Origin of the sequence: Pseudomonas sp. ANT_J12 (assembly GCF_008370045.1) — a bacterium.
Taxonomy (GTDB): domain Bacteria; phylum Pseudomonadota; class Gammaproteobacteria; order Pseudomonadales; family Pseudomonadaceae; genus Aquipseudomonas.
The window spans coordinates 117,949-131,846 of sequence record NZ_VOBN01000002.1 but is presented as its reverse complement, the minus strand read 5'-3'; the positions used below and the strand labels follow the sequence as shown (position 1 = coordinate 131,846).

General features: G+C 60.5%; 11 protein-coding genes. 10 read left to right on the top strand and 1 reads right to left on the bottom strand.

The features are described 5' to 3' along the window. Window positions 1-25: 25 nt before the first annotated feature. Window positions 26-1,027, bottom strand: a complete 1,002-nt coding sequence (gene gap, locus FQ192_RS06485) for a type I glyceraldehyde-3-phosphate dehydrogenase (protein WP_054044940.1) — start codon at window positions 1,025-1,027, stop codon at window positions 26-28. Window positions 1,028-1,247: 220 nt separating this feature from the next. Between gap and edd the strand changes: the two genes are divergently transcribed. From edd to FQ192_RS06435, 10 genes are all read left to right on the top strand, one after another. Then, entirely contained in the window at window positions 1,248-3,074 is a 1,827-nt protein-coding gene (gene edd, locus FQ192_RS06480; protein WP_123409258.1) for a phosphogluconate dehydratase, read from the top strand. Then, window positions 3,071-4,024 carry a glucokinase gene (locus tag FQ192_RS06475; protein ID WP_149657859.1) on the top strand — a complete coding sequence of 318 codons (954 nt, stop codon included), beginning with the start codon at window positions 3,071-3,073 and terminating at the stop codon, window positions 4,022-4,024. Before edd ends, FQ192_RS06475 begins: the two co-directional genes overlap by 4 nt. A gap of 153 nt (window positions 4,025-4,177) precedes the next feature. Next, on the top strand, window positions 4,178-4,909 hold the full coding sequence (locus FQ192_RS06470) for a response regulator (protein WP_123409256.1): 732 nt from the start codon (window positions 4,178-4,180) through the stop codon (window positions 4,907-4,909). Continuing rightward, complete coding sequence (locus FQ192_RS06465) at window positions 4,899-6,368, top strand: ATP-binding protein (RefSeq protein ID WP_149657858.1); 1,470 nt, start codon at window positions 4,899-4,901, stop codon at window positions 6,366-6,368. Before FQ192_RS06470 ends, FQ192_RS06465 begins: the two co-directional genes overlap by 11 nt. A gap of 261 nt (window positions 6,369-6,629) precedes the next feature. Then, a complete protein-coding gene (locus FQ192_RS06460; RefSeq protein ID WP_149657857.1) occupies window positions 6,630-7,889 on the top strand; it encodes an AGE family epimerase/isomerase in 1,260 nt (419 codons plus the stop codon). Window positions 7,890-8,006: 117 nt separating this feature from the next. Beyond that, entirely contained in the window at window positions 8,007-9,308 is a 1,302-nt protein-coding gene (locus FQ192_RS06455; protein ID WP_149657856.1) for an ABC transporter substrate-binding protein, read from the top strand. Between the two features lie 106 nt (window positions 9,309-9,414). After that, on the top strand, window positions 9,415-10,323 hold the full coding sequence (locus FQ192_RS06450; RefSeq protein ID WP_054044927.1) for a carbohydrate ABC transporter permease: 909 nt from the start codon (window positions 9,415-9,417) through the stop codon (window positions 10,321-10,323). After that, window positions 10,316-11,158: a carbohydrate ABC transporter permease gene (locus FQ192_RS06445; RefSeq protein ID WP_133838062.1), complete on the top strand. Its 843-nt coding sequence runs from the start codon at window positions 10,316-10,318 to the stop codon at window positions 11,156-11,158. The genes FQ192_RS06450 and FQ192_RS06445 overlap by 8 nt, the downstream gene beginning before the upstream one ends. Before the next feature lie 2 nt (window positions 11,159-11,160). Further along, on the top strand, window positions 11,161-12,321 hold the full coding sequence (locus FQ192_RS06440) for an ABC transporter ATP-binding protein (RefSeq protein ID WP_149657855.1): 1,161 nt from the start codon (window positions 11,161-11,163) through the stop codon (window positions 12,319-12,321). 99 nt (window positions 12,322-12,420) lie between these two features. Further along, window positions 12,421-13,770, top strand: a complete 1,350-nt coding sequence (locus FQ192_RS06435; RefSeq protein WP_149657854.1) for a carbohydrate porin — start codon at window positions 12,421-12,423, stop codon at window positions 13,768-13,770. The last annotated feature ends 128 nt before the right edge of the window (window positions 13,771-13,898 follow it).

The window sequence follows — 13,898 nt, the reverse complement described above, 5'->3', positions numbered from 1 at the left end:
CCTCGCGCCTACAGGTATTGCGGGGTTACTCGGCGTTGCAGAGCGCCAGGCAGTTATCCAGCATGCGGTTGGAGAAGCCCCATTCGTTGTCGTACCAGGCCAGAACCTTGAGCAGCTTGCCGCTGGACTTGGTGTGGTTGGCGTCAAAGATCGACGACAGCGGGTTGTGGTTGAAGTCGCTAGAGACCAGCGGCAGGGTGTTGTAGCCGAGGATCTTGGAGTGCTGCGCGGCTTCTTTGAGCAGCGCATTCACTTCATCGGCCGACGCTTCGCGCTTGAGCTGCACGGTCAGGTCCACCAGCGACACGTTGATCACCGGAACCCGCACCGCCATGCCAGTCAGCTTGCCCGCCAGTTCCGGCAGCACCAGACCGACCGCTTCAGCTGCACCGGTCTTGCTCGGGATCATGTTCTGGGTGGCCGAACGGGCGCGGTATGGGTCGGTGTGGTAGACGTCGGTCAGGTTCTGGTCGTTGGTGTAGGCATGGATCGTGGTCATCAGACCGCTTTCGATGCCCAACTCGCGGTGCAGCACCTGGGCCACCGGGGCCAGGCAGTTGGTGGTGCACGAGGCGTTGGAAATAATCTGGTGCGACTGGCGCAGAATGTCGTGGTTAACACCATAAACGACGGTGGCGTCGGCGCCTTTGGCCGGGGCCGAGATGATCACTTTGCGTGCGCCGGCCGTAATATGCGCGGCGGCTTTGGCCCGGTCGGTGAACAGACCGGTGCATTCGAAGACCACGTCGATTTTTTCGGCCGCCCATGGCAGTTCGGCCGGGTTGCGAATCGCGCTGACCGAAATGCGGTCGCCGTTGACGGTCAGGCTTTCGTTATCGTGCTGGACATCGGCGTCGAAAGTGCCGTGAACGGTGTCGTACTTGAGCAGATGAGCGTTGATCGAGCTGTCACCCAGGTCATTGATCGCGACGATCTGCAAATCCTGGCGGTAGCCTTGGGTATACAGTGCGCGCAGGACATTACGGCCAATACGGCCAAAACCATTGATTGCGATTCGAAGAGTCATTTAACTGGGCCGCCGTCGATTTGTTGTTGGAATTACAAGATTATTCGCATAAAAATAGAAAACAAGCCTTTTTAATGGCAATATTTTGTTCAATCTACAACGAGTGACCTGAATCAACTGGTCCGATCGATCAAGAAAGCCGCCCGTCACCCCATCGACAACGGCCCTTGATCAGCATAGACAATCAGGTCGCCACATCCGTTAGCCTGGAGTTCTACACATGCATCCCCGCGTCCTTGAGGTCACCGAACGACTTATCGCCCGTAGCCGAGCTACTCGTGAGGCTTACCTTGCGCTGATTCGCGGCGCCGCCACTGACGGTCCGATGCGCGGCAAGCTGCAATGCGCCAACTTCGCCCATGGAGTGGCCGGTTGCGGCACCGACGACAAGAACAGCCTGCGGATGATGAACTCCGCGAACATCGCAATTGTTTCTTCATATAACGACATGCTCTCGGCGCATCAGCCGTACGAAGTCTTCCCTGAACAAATCAAAAAAGCCCTGCGTGAAATTGGCTCGGTCGGCCAGTTCGCTGGCGGCACGCCGGCCATGTGCGATGGCGTGACCCAAGGCGAGCCCGGCATGGAACTGAGCCTGCCGAGCCGTGAAGTGATCGCGATGTCCACCGCCGTGGCGCTGTCCCATAACATGTTCGACGGCGCGCTGATGCTCGGCATCTGCGACAAGATCGTGCCGGGCCTGATGATGGGCGCGCTGCGTTTCGGTCATCTGCCGACGATCTTTGTGCCGGGCGGGCCGATGGTCTCGGGCATTTCCAACAAGCAGAAAGCCGATGTGCGCCAGCGCTACGCCGAAGGCAAGGCCAGCCGCGAAGAGCTGCTGGAATCGGAAATGAATTCCTACCACAGCCCTGGCACCTGCACCTTCTACGGCACCGCCAACACCAACCAGCTGCTGATGGAAGTCATGGGCTTGCACTTGCCGGGCGCGTCTTTCGTCAACCCGAACACCCCGTTGCGCGAGGCTCTGACCCGCGAAGCCGCGCATCAGGTCACGCGCCTGACCAAGCAGAACGGCGACTTCATGCCGATCGGCGAAATCGTCGACGAGCGTTCGCTGGTCAACTCCATCGTGGCGCTGCACGCCACCGGCGGCTCGACCAACCACACCTTGCACATGCCGGCCATCGCCATGGCGGCGGGCATTCAACTGACCTGGCAGGACATGGCCGACCTCTCCGAAGTCGTGCCGACCCTGAGCCACGTCTACCCGAACGGCAAGGCCGACATCAACCACTTCCAGGCGGCCGGCGGCATGTCGTTCCTGATCCGCGAACTGCTGGAAGCCGGGCTGCTCCACGAAAACGTCAACACCGTGCTCGGCCATGGCCTGAGCCGCTACACCGTGGAACCGTTTCTCGATAACGGCGAACTGGTCTGGCGCGAAGGCCCGATCGAGAGCCTCGATGAAACCATCCTGCGTCCGGTGGCCCGTGCGTTCTCCCAAGAGGGCGGTTTGCGGGTGATGGAAGGCAACCTCGGGCGCGGCGTGATGAAAGTCTCCGCTGTGGCGTTGGAAAACCAGATCGTCGAAGCACCGGCCATGGTGTTCCAGGATCAGCAGGACCTGGCTGATGCGTTCAAGGCTGGTCTGCTGGAGAAGGATTTTGTCGCGGTGATGCGCTTCCAGGGCCCGCGTTCCAACGGCATGCCGGAACTGCACAAGATGACGCCGTTCCTCGGCGTGCTGCAGGATCGCGGCTTCAAAGTCGCGCTGGTGACCGACGGGCGGATGTCCGGCGCCTCGGGAAAAATCCCGGCAGCGATCCACGTCAGCCCCGAAGCATTTGTGGGCGGCGCTTTGGCGCGGGTGCAAGAGGGCGATATCATCCGCGTCGATGGCGTCAAAGGCACCCTGGAGCTCAAGGTGGACGCCGAAGAATTCGCAGCGCGCACCCCGGCCAAGGGTTTGTTGGGTAACAACATCGGCAGCGGGCGCGAGCTGTTTGGTTTCATGCGCATGGCCTTCAGCTCCGCAGAGCAGGGCGCCAGCGCCTTCACTTCTGCCCTGGAGACGCTTAATTGAAACTGGCTTTGGTCGGTGACATCGGTGGGACCAACGCACGTTTCGCGTTGTGGAAAAACCAGCAGCTGGAGTCGATCCAGGTGCTGGCGACAGCGGATCACGCCAGCCCGGAGGAGGCCATTGGCGTCTACCTCAGCGGCTTGGGGCTGAAGCCGGGCGACATCGGTTCGGTGTGCCTGTCGGTGGCCGGTCCCGTGAGCGGCGACGAATTCAAGTTCACCAACAACCATTGGCGCCTGAGCCGCCAGGCGTTCTGCCAGACCTTGCAAGTGGATCGACTGCTGCTGGTCAACGATTTCTCGGCCATGGCCCTGGGCATGACCCGTTTGCAGCCGGACGAGTTTCGGGTGGTCTGCGCAGGCACGCCGGAACCGTTGCGCCCGGCGGTGGTGATCGGCCCTGGCACAGGCCTGGGCGTCGGCACTTTGCTCGATCTGGGCGAAGGCCGGTTTGCCGCGTTGCCGGGGGAGGGCGGTCACGTCGATCTGCCGCTGAGCAGCCCGCGCGAGACGCAATTGTGGCAACACATCTTCAACGAGATCGGGCATGTCAGCGCTGAAACCGCGTTGAGTGGCAGCGGCTTGCCGCGGGTCTATCGGGCGATTTGTGCGGTGGATGGCCATGAGCCGCAGTACCACACCCCCGAAGCCATTACGGCGGCAGGCTTGGCCGGTGACCCGGTGGCGTTGGAAGTGCTGGAGCAGTTCTGCTGCTGGCTCGGTCGCGTAGCCGGCAACAACGTGCTGACCACCGGTGGGCGCGGCGGCGTGTACATCGTCGGCGGCGTGATTCCTCGGTTTGCCGATTTCTTTGTTGAAAGCGGTTTCGCCCGGTGCTTCGCCGACAAGGGTTGCATGAGCGATTACTTCAAAGGCATCCCGGTGTGGTTGGTGACGGCGCCGTATTCCGGGCTGATGGGCGCGGGTGTGGCGCTGGACCAGGCACAGTAATCATCGTTCCCACGCTCTGCGTGGGAATGCAGCCCGTGACGCTCCGCGTCACTGGACGCGGAGCGTCCCTAGAGGCATTCCCACGCAGAGCGTGGGAACGATCGAACGATCAGGCATAATCCGCCCAATTCAAACAACAAGGATGCCGCCCCTGTGAGCTCAGTCAACAAGTCGATTTTGTTGGTCGATGACGATCAAGAGATACGCGAGTTGCTGGACACCTACCTGACCCGCGCAGGTTTTCAGGTGCGCACCACGCCGGACGGCGCAGGCTTTCGCCAGGCGATGAACGACGCGCCGAGCGATCTGGTGATCCTTGATGTGATGCTGCCGGACGAAGACGGCTTCAGCCTCTGCCGCTGGATTCGCCAGCACCCGCGCCAGGCCCAGGTGCCGATCATCATGCTCACCGCCAGCTCCGACGAAGCCGACCGCGTGATCGGCCTGGAACTCGGTGCTGACGACTACCTGGGCAAACCCTTCAGCCCCCGCGAATTGCAGGCGCGGATCAAGGCCTTGTTGCGCCGCGCCCAGTTCGGTCAGGAACGTTCCGGCAGTGAAGTGCTGGCCTTCGATGACTGGCGCCTGGACATGGTGAGTCATCGGCTGTTCCACATCGATGGCGAAGAAGTGATTCTCTCCGGTGCCGACTTCGCGCTGCTGAAACTGTTCCTCGATCATCCCCAGGAAATCCTCGACCGCGACACCATCGGCAACGCCACCCGTGGCCGCGACTTGATGCCGCTGGATCGCATCGTCGACATGGCCGTCAGCCGTTTGCGTCAGCGCCTGCGTGACACTGAAAAACCGCCGCGATTGATTCGTACCGTGCGGGGCAGTGGCTACCAACTGGCCGCCAATGTGGTCGCCAGCAATGGCCACTGAGTTCCTGCGTCGGCTTGCCGCCAAAGTGCCGGTGCCCCGCTCGTTGCTCGGGCGGATGTTGCTGCTGACCCTGTTGGTGGTGCTGTTTGCCCAGGCGCTGTCGAGCGTGATCTGGGTTTCGCAACTGCGCGCGACCCAGCTCGAAGGCCTGGTCACCAGCGCCCGCAGCCTGGCCCATTCAATGACCGCCAGCGTCAGCTATTTCCGCTCGTTGCCCGTCGCCTTTCGGCCCTTGGTGCTCGACCAATTGCGCAGCATGGGCGGCACCCGGTTCGTGGTGACCCTCAACGACAAACCCTTAGGGATGGAAGTGCTGCCGATCACCCCACGCAAAGCGGCGGTGCTCAAAGCGGTGGACGAAGTGCTGCGCGAATCCCTGGGCCATGACGCGGATATCTCGGTGACCTTCGTCAGCCCCGAAGACCTGCGGATCTTCAACAGCGGGTTGAAACTCGATGAATTGCCGCGCTCCTGGGCGCATTACGCGTTGACCCTGGAGCCGGTGAACCCGCCGGTGCTGGTCACGCAAATCCAGATGGCGCCGGGGGAATGGCTGTACATCGCCTCGCTGCTGCCCGAGCCCTACACCAGCCTTGAAGAGCAGGGCCTGCCTGCGCAACAGGTGTGGTTTATCGTGCTCACCAGCGGCTTTTTGCTGTTGTTTATCGGCTTGCTGGTGCACTGGCAAAGTCGTCCGCTCAAGCGTTTGGCCCGGGCGGCGCGGGACATGTCCCTTGGTGCCGAAGTCGAGCCGGTGCCTGAGGGCGGCGGCAGCGAGGTTGTCGAAGTGGGTCGCGCCTTCAACGCGATGCGCGAACGGATCAGCCGCTACCTGACCGAGCGCAGCCAGTTGTTCAGCGCCATCTCCCACGACCTGCGCACGCCGATTACCCGGCTGCGGCTGCGGGTCGAATTGCTCGAAGACGAAAAGCTGCAAGCCAAGTTCGGCCGCGATCTGGATGAGCTGGAGCTGCTGGTCAAAGGCGCGCTGCAATGCGTGAAAGACACTGACATCCACGAAAACATCGAGCTGGTGGACCTCAATCACGTGCTCGACTGCCTGGTGGAGCCGTACCTGGCGCCCAACGGCAATGGTCGCGTGACCCAACAGGGGCGGGCATTTGCCGCGTATCCGGGCAAACCCCTGGCGCTCAAGCGCTGCATCGGCAACCTGATCGACAACGCCTTGAAGTACGGGCAGAACGCGCACCTGCATATCGACGATGACCAGAGTGCATTCATCCTGCACGTGGACGATGAAGGGCCGGGCGTGCCGGAGCAGCGGATGGAGCAGGTGTTTGAACCGCATTTTCGCCTGTCTGGCCAGCAGCAGGGGTATGGGTTGGGGTTGGGGATTGCGCGCAATATTGCGCATAGCCATGGCGGTGAGGTCAGCCTGCAAAATCTTCGTGAGGGTGGGTTGCGGGTGACGTTGCAGTTGCCGCGCAGTATTGATTAAACCTGTGGCGAGGGGGCTTGCCCCCGTTGGAGTGCGAAGCGCTCCCAATACAGTCACTGCGGTTTACCTGAAGAAATGAAGTGGCAGTATTACGACTGCTTCGCAGCCGAACGGGGGCAAGCCCCCTCGCCACAGTCATCACTCTCCGCAGAGTTGGATGAATGTCACAACCCGGTGACAAAACCCGCCCCCTTCGTTACCTGCCGCACCTTGACCGTTGTTTAGACTGCCCTCCAGTCATAACAACAAAAAAGGTACCCCATGGACACCTTCCAACCGGCCTTCAGCAGTTGGCTGAACGCGCCTGCCCACCAGCAATGGCTCGCCGCCGAAGGCCTGCGCCTGCTGGCGTTCGCCAAGGCTTCGAAGCTTCCCGAAGGCTTCGGCAATCTCGATGAAAGAGGCCAGCTCCCGGCCAGTGCGCAAGCCGAAACCATGAACACCGCGCGCATGACCCACAGCTTCGCCATGGCGCATATCCAGGGCCTTCCGGGGTTTGCCGAGTTGGTGGATCACGGCGTCCAGGCCCTCAACGGCCCGTTGAAAGATGCTAAACACGGCGGCTGGTTCGCCACAGCCCAGCATCGCGACGACAACACCGGCAAAGCCGCGTACCTGCACGCCTTCGTCGCCCTGGCTGCCAGTTCTGCGGTGGTCGCCCAACGCCCCGGCGCCCAAGCCTTGCTCGACGATGCCATCCACATCATCGACACGCATTTCTGGAGCGAGGAGGAGGGCGCGATGCGCGAATCCTTCAATCGCGACTGGAGTGAGGAAGAGGCTTACCGCGGCGCCAACAGCAACATGCACGCCACCGAAGCCTTTCTCGCGCTGGCGGATGTCACCGATGACCACCGCTGGCTGGTTCGCGCGCAACGCATCGTTGAGCGCGTCATCCACGGTCACGCCGCCGCTAACGATTACCTGGTGGTCGAGCATTTCGATCGCGACTGGCAACCGCTGCGCGAGTACAACCACGACAACCCGGCCGACGGTTTCCGCCCTTACGGCACCACGCCAGGACACGGTTTCGAATGGGCGCGGCTGTTGCTGCACCTCGAAGCCGCGCGGGTGCAGGCCGGGATGCTCACGCCGGGTTGGCTGGCAACCGATGCGCAAAAACTCTTCGATCACAACTGCCGCCACGGCTGGAACATCGACGGCTTGCCGGGGATTGTCTACACCCTGGATTGGGACAACCGCGCCGTGGTTCGCCACCGTTTGCACTGGACCCATTGCGAAGCCAGCGCCGCCGCCAGTGCGCTACTCAAACGCACCGGCGATGAGCAGTACGAAACCTGGTACCGACTGTTCTGGGAATTTTGTGACAACCATTTCATCGACCGTTGCGATGGCAGTTGGCACCATGAACTCAACCCGCAAAATCGCCCGAGTGCCGATATCTGGGGCGGCAAACCGGATCTGTATCACGCTTGGCAAGCTGTATTGATCCCGCGCCTGCCCTTGGCGCCGAGCATGGCAACGGCCTTGGGGCAGTTGTCCCAGAGCGTTCCTGTGTAACCATGTGGTGACATTCAAGCGTCCCTTCGTTACCTGCGAAGGGATAACTCCTGTTTAAAATCCCATGCAGCGCAAGCACCAGACTTGCATGCATAACAACAAGAAAGGTAATTCTAGATGAATGCGATTTCTCGCCTCGCTACTGTCATTTCTCTTGCCTCATTGCTTCCTGTCTCTGCATTCCCAATCAGTGCGCTTGCCGCCGAATCCAAAGGTTCGGTAGAAGTCGTTCACTGGTGGACCTCCGGTGGCGAAAAAGCGGCCGTTGATGTGCTCAAGGCCCAAGTCGAAAAAGACGGCTTCACCTGGAAAGACGGCGCCGTCGCCGGTGGTGGCGGTGCGACCGCCATGACCGTGCTGAAAAGCCGCGCCGTGGCCGGTAACCCGCCAGGCGTCGCGCAGATCAAGGGTCCGGACATCCAGGAATGGGCATCCACCGGCCTGCTCGACACCGACGTGTTGAAAGACACCGCCAAGTCGGAAAAGTGGGACAGCCTGCTCGACAAGAAAGTCTCCGATACCGTGAAGTACGACGGTGACTACGTAGCCGTGCCGGTGAACATTCACCGCGTGAACTGGTTGTGGATCAACCCGGAAGTCTTCCAGAAAGCCGGGATCGAAAAAGCCCCGACCACCCTCGACGAATTCTACGCCGCGGGCGACAAACTCAAGAAAGCAGGCTTCATCGCCCTGGCCCACGGCGGCCAGCCTTGGCAGGACAGCACCGTGTTCGAAGCCGTGGTGCTTTCGGTCATGGGCGCCGACGGTTACAAGAAAGCCCTGGTCGACCTGGACAACGCGGCACTGACCGGACCTGAAATGGTCAAGTCGCTGACCGAGCTGAAGAAAGTCGCGACCTACATGGACGTCGACGGCAAAGGCCAGGACTGGAACCTGGAAGCGGCCAAGGTCATCAACGGCAAGGCCGGCATGCAGATCATGGGTGACTGGGCCAAGAGCGAATGGACCGCAGCCAAGAAAGTCGCCGGCAAGGACTACCAGTGCGTAGCCTTCCCGGGCACCGAAAAGGCCTTCACCTACAACATCGACTCCCTGGCGGTGTTCAAGCAGAAAGACAAGGGCACGGCTGCCGCGCAGCAGGACATTGCCAAGGTCGTGCTGGGTGAGAACTTCCAGAAAGTCTTCAGCATCAACAAAGGCTCGATCCCGGTTCGAAACGACATGCTCCACGAAATGGACAAGCTCGGCTTCGACTCCTGCGCCCAGACAGCGGCCAAGGACTTCCTGGCGGACGCCAAGTCCGGCGGCCTGCAACCGAGCATGGCGCACAACATGGCGACCACGCTGGCGGTACAGGGTGCGTTCTTTGATGTCGTGACCAACTTCATCAACGATCCGAAAGCCGATCCGGCCGATGCCGCCAAGAAACTCGGCGCAGCGGTCAAGTCTGCCAAGTAGGTATCAGCGGCAAGCTGCGAGCTACAAGCTGCAAGTGAGGTCTGCTTGTCTTGCAGCTTGCCGCTCATAACTGCCTTCAACTTCTCTTCCCGTACTGGATCTTCCCATGAGTTCTGTTGCTGTGTTCAGCAAGGCCTCGCCGTTCGATGCATTGCAGCGCTGGCTCCCTAAACTGGTGCTGGCGCCCAGCATGTTCATCGTCCTGGTGGGCTTCTATGGCTATATCCTCTGGACGTTCGTGCTGTCGTTCACGACTTCGACCTTCCTGCCGACTTACAAGTGGGCGGGCCTGGCGCAATACCAGCGGCTGTTCGACAACGACCGTTGGTGGGTAGCGAGCAAGAACCTGGCGGTATTCGGCGGCATGTTTATCGGCATCACGCTGGTGATCGGTGTGCTGCTGGCGGTGTTCCTCGACCAGCGCATTCGTCGCGAAGGCTTCATTCGCACCATTTACCTGTACCCGATGGCGCTCTCGATGATCGTGACCGGTACCGCGTGGAAATGGCTGCTCAACCCGGGCATGGGCCTGGACAAATTGTTGCGTGACTGGGGTTGGGAAGGCTTCCGCCTGGACTGGCTGATCGACCCGGATCGCGTGGTGTATTGCCTGGTGATCGCTGCTGTCTGGCAAGCCTCGGGTTTTATCATGGCGATGTTCCTTGCCGGCCTGCGTGGGGTTGATCAATCGATCATCCGTGCCGCCCAGATCGATGGCGCGAGCATGCCGCGTATCTACCTCAAAGTGGTGTTGCCAAGCCTGCGTCCGGTGTTCTTCAGTGCCGTGATGATCCTCGCTCACATCGCGATCAAGAGCTTCGACCTGGTCGCGGCCATGACCGCCGGTGGCCCGGGGTATTCCTCCGACCTGCCAGCGATGTTCATGTATTCCTTCACCTTCAGCCGCGGCCAGATGGGCATGGGTTCGGCCAGTGCAATCCTGATGCTCGGTGCGATTCTCGCAATCATCGTGCCTTACCTGTACTCCGAGCTGAGGACCAAGCGCCATGACTAGTTTCGCCAAACCTTCCATCAGCCTGAGTCGCATCGCGATCTACGCCGTGCTGATCCTCGCGGTGTTCCTGTACCTGATTCCGCTGGTGGTCATGCTGTTGACCAGTTTCAAGACCCCGGAAGACATCAACTCCGGCAACCTGCTGAGCTGGCCGACCGTGGTCAGCGGCATTGGCTGGGTCAAGGCCTGGGGCACGGTTGACGGGTACTTCTGGAACTCGATCAAGATCACCGTTCCGGCGGTACTGATCTCCACTGCGATCGGTGCGTTGAACGGCTACGTGCTGTCGATGTGGCGCTTCCGTGGCTCGCAACTGTTCTTCGGTTTGCTGTTGTTCGGTTGCTTCCTGCCGTTCCAGACCGTGCTGCTGCCGGCCTCGTTCACCCTCGGCAAGATGGGCCTGGCGAGTACCACCACGGGCCTTGTGTTCGTGCACGTGGTTTACGGCCTGGCGTTCACCACGCTGTTTTTCCGCAACTACTACGTCAGCGTGCCCGATGCGCTGGTGAAGGCCGCGCGGCTCGATGGCGCGGGTTTCTTCACCATCTTCCGGCTGATCATCCTGCCGATGTCCACCCCGATCATCATGGTCTGCCTGATCTGGCAGTTCACTCAGATCTGGAACGACTTCCTGTTCGGCGTGGTGTTCTCCAGCGGTGATTCGCAACCCATCACAGTAGCGCTGAACAACTTGGTCAACACCAGTACCGGGGCCAAGGAATACAACGTTGATATGGCGGCGGCGATGATCGCCGGGCTGCCGACCCTGCTGGTCTATGTGGTCGCAGGCAAGTATTTCGTGCGCGGGCTGACGGCCGGCGCAGTCAAGGGGTAATCATGGCTACGCTCGAACTTCGCAATGTAAACAAGACTTACGGTCCCGGCCTGCCGGACACCCTGAAGAACATCGAACTGTCGATCAAGGACGGTGAGTTCCTGATCCTGGTCGGACCTTCGGGTTGCGGCAAGTCGACCCTGATGAATTGCATCGCCGGCCTGGAAACCATCACCGGCGGCGCGATCATGATCGATGACCAGGACGTCAGCGGCATGAGCCCGAAAGACCGGGACATCGCCATGGTGTTCCAGTCCTACGCGCTGTACCCGACCATGAGCGTGCGCGAGAACATCGCCTTCGGCTTGAAGATCCGCAAAATGCCCGCTGCCGACATCGAAACGGAAGTGGCGCGGGTGTCCAAGCTGCTGCAGATCGAACACCTGCTCAACCGCAAGCCCGGTCAGCTCTCCGGTGGCCAGCAACAGCGCGTGGCCATGGGGCGTGCCCTGGCGCGTCGGCCGAAGATCTACCTGTTCGACGAACCGCTGTCCAACCTCGACGCCAAGCTGCGGGTCGAGATGCGTACCGAAATGAAACTGATGCACCAGCGCCTGAAAACCACCACGGTCTACGTGACCCACGACCAGATCGAAGCGATGACCCTGGGCGACAAAGTGGCGGTGATGAAGGACGGGATCATTCAGCAGTTCGGCACGCCGAAAGACATCTACAACAACCCGGCCAACCTGTTCGTGGCGAGCTTCATCGGCTCGCCGCCGATGAACTTCATCCCGCTGCGCTTGCAGCGCAAGGACGGTCGTCTGGTGGCGCTGCTCGACAGCGGCCAGGCCCGTTGTGAATTGCCAATGGGCATGCAGGACGCCGGTCTCGAAGATCGCGAAGTGATCCTCGGCCTGCGCCCGGAACAGATCGTACTGGCCAACGGCGAGCCGAACGGTTTGCCGACCATTCGCGCCGAAGTCCAGGTCACCGAACCGACCGGCCCGGACACCCTGGTGTTCGTCAGCCTGAACGAAACCAAGGTCTGCTGCCGTTTGGCGCCAGACGTAGCGCCGGGCGTGGGCGAGACCCTGACCCTGCAATTCGATCCATCGAAAGTGTTGCTGTTCGATGCCAAGACCGGGGAGCGCCTGGGGGTTGCGGGTGTGGCGAAGACCGAAGCATCGGTTGGCAACATCGCGCAATTCAAAGGCCGGTAAAGATCAAAGGGGATACGCGGCGAATGGGGACATTCGCCGCAATCTATGTAAACCGCGTTAGATAAAAACAGTTAATAACAATAAAACGAGGATGTAGGGATGAAGAAGAAGAACAACGCTCAGCTTATCTGCCAACTGTCAGCTGTTGCGGCGGCAATGACCCTGGTCGGTAGCGTTCACGCGGCTGACGCGTTCAGCGCCGATTCCCAGTGGATGACCGGGGATTGGGGTGGTGAGCGGACCAAGCTGATCGAGCAGGGTATCGACATCAAGATGGACTACGTCGGCGAAGTCGGCGGCAACCTCCACGGTGGCTACAACAACGACAAGACCGCGCGTTACGCCGACCAGTTTGGCCTGGGCGTCGCGTTGGACCTGCAAAAGCTCTGGGGCTGGGATAACACCCAGGCGAAGATCCAGTTCACCAACCGTAACGGTGAAAACATCTCCAACGACCGTGTTGGTGACCCGCGTGCCGGCACCTTGAGTTCTTCGCAAGAAGTTTACGGTCGTGGCCACATGGTCCGTCTGACCCAGTTGTGGATCAAACACCAGTTCCTCGACGGCAAACTGGACGTCAAGGCCGGTTACTTCGGCGAAGGCGAAGACTTCAACACCTTCCCGTGCGAGTTCCAGAACCTGGCGTTCTGCGGTTCCCAGGTGGGTAACTGGGCCACCAACATCTGGTACAACTGGCCAGTCAGCCAGGCCGCCCTGCGCGTGAAGTACAACATCTCGCCTGAGTTCTATGCGCAGATCGGCGCGTACAACCAGAACCCGTCGCAGTTGGAACACGGTAACGGCTTCAAGCTCAGCGGCAGTGGTACAGCGGGTACCGTTATCCCGGTCGAACTGGTCTGGTTGCCTAACCCGAATAACCTGCCGGGCGAATACCGCGTCGGTTACTACAAAAGCACCGCCAAGGCTGATGACGTTCGCGAAGACGTCAACGGTGATGATGCCGCCACCAGCGGTAACGCCTATCGCAGCCACAGCAGCAAGTCCGGCTACTGGTTCGTTGCGCAGCAACAACTCACCACCCACAACGGTGACGCGTCCCGCGGTCTGAACATCGCCGCCAACGCCACGTTCCACGACAAGGACACCAACATCGTCGACAACTACCAGTCGCTGATGTTTGTGTACAAAGGCCCGTTTGATGCACGTCCCAAAGATGACGTCGGCATCGGCGCTGCCCGTATCCATGTCAACGACGACGTGAAGAAAAACGCCGAACTGGTCAACGCTTCCAATGGTGTCAGCGACTACCAGGATCCGCTGTTCGCACCCCTGCGCAGCACCGAGTACAACTACGAAATCAACTACGGCTTCCACGTTACCAACTGGCTGACCGTGCGTCCTAACCTGCAATACATCACTCACCCGGGCGGTGTTGATGAAGTCGACAACGCGCTGGTCGCCGGTCTGAAAATTCAGTCGGTGTTCTAACGCTGTTGCGATAAGCTCCTCTCCAAGTGCGCATATTTGCGGATGGCCAAGGCTATCCGCTTTTTTTTGTGCAGGGTCAATGAAGGACCTGTGGCGAGGGCGCTTGTTGTGGCGAGGGGGCTTGCTGT